Source organism: uncultured Aquimarina sp. (genome assembly GCF_947500065.1).
Taxonomy (GTDB): Bacteria; Bacteroidota; Bacteroidia; order Flavobacteriales; family Flavobacteriaceae; genus Aquimarina.
Genome location: NZ_CANMQT010000033.1, coordinates 1 through 1,632, shown reverse-complemented (window position 1 = coordinate 1,632; position 1,632 = coordinate 1). Strand labels below are relative to the sequence as shown.

Genomic DNA, 1,632 nt, shown 5'->3' with positions numbered 1-1,632 from the left:
GACAGATACCTATGTTGATACAAACGGTAACGGTATCATCGATGCCGGAGATACGATCAACTATGTATTTACAGTGAGTAATACAGGTAATATAGATTTAACCGGAATTAGTGTAACGGATGCACAGGTAACAGTTACACCAGCCACTACGATTGATTTAGTAGTAGGCGCGAGTGACAACAGTACTTATACAGCTAGTTATGTGATCACCCCAGCAGATATTACAGCCGGCACCTTTGCCAACACTGCTGTAGTGAGTGCGATCAATCCATTAGATCCACTAGGTCCACCGATTGAAGATGATTCTGATGATCCAGATAATACAACGGATGTAGATCCAGACAACGATGGCAGTCCAGATGACCCAACAGTAACGGACCTTAGACAAGGACTATTAGATATCACCAAGACAGATACCTATGTAGATACGAACGGTAATGGTATCATTGATGCCGGAGATACGATCAACTATGTATTTACAGTGAGTAATACAGGTAATATAGATCTAACAGGTATCAGTGTAACCGATGCCTTGGCTACAGTAACACCAGCGACTACGATTGACTTGGTAGTAGGCGCGAGTGATAGTAGCACTTATACAGCTAGTTATGTGATTAGCCCAGCAGATATTACTGCAGGTACCTTTGCAAACACTGCTGTTGCTACTGCGACAGATCCATTAGGTGGTCCAGATATCACAGACGATTCTGATGATCCAGATAACACGACTGATGTTGATCCAGACAATGATGGTAGTCCAGATGATCCAACAGTAACGGATCTTAGACAAGGACTATTGGATATCACTAAGACAGATACCTATGTAGATACGAACGGTAACAGTATCATTGATGCTGGAGATACGATCAACTATGTATTTACAGTGAGTAATACAGGTAATATAGATCTAACAGGAATCAGTGTTACGGATGCATTAGCTACAGTAACACCAGCCACTACGATTGATTTAGTAGTAGGGGCGAGTGACAACAGTACGTATACAGCAAGTTATGTAATTACTGCAGCCGATATTACAGCAGGTAGTTTTGCTAACACAGCTGTGGTGAGTGCGATTAATCCATTAGATCCACTAGGTCCACCGATAGAGGATGATTCTGATGATCCGGATGATGCGACAGATGTAGATCCAGACAATGATGGTAGTCCAGATGATCCAACAGTAACGGACTTAAGACAAGGACTATTAGATATCACTAAGACCGATACCTATGTAGATACGAACGCAAACGGTATTATTGATGCTGGTGATACGATCAACTATGTATTTACGGTTAGTAATACAGGTAATATAGATCTAACAGGTATCAGTGTAACCGATGCCTTGGCTACAGTGACACCAGCTACGACGATAGACTTGGTAGTAGGCGCGAGTGACAACAGTACTTATACAGCAAGTTATGTGATCACGCCAGCAGATATTACTGCGGGTACCTTTAGCAATACTGCGGTGGCTACTGCTACAGATCCATTAGGTGGTCCAGATATCACAGACGATTCTGATGATCCAGATAACACGACTGATGTTGATCCAGATAATGATGGTAGTCCAGATGATCCAACGGTAACGGATCTTAGACAAGGACTATTGGATATCACCAAGACAGATACCTA

The 1,632-nt window shown here is 42.3% G+C and carries 1 pseudogene; it reads left to right on the top strand.

Annotated elements, in window-relative coordinates:
• Nucleotides 1-1,632: pseudogene (locus tag Q0975_RS28300) on the top strand (hypothetical protein); the annotation flags it as partial.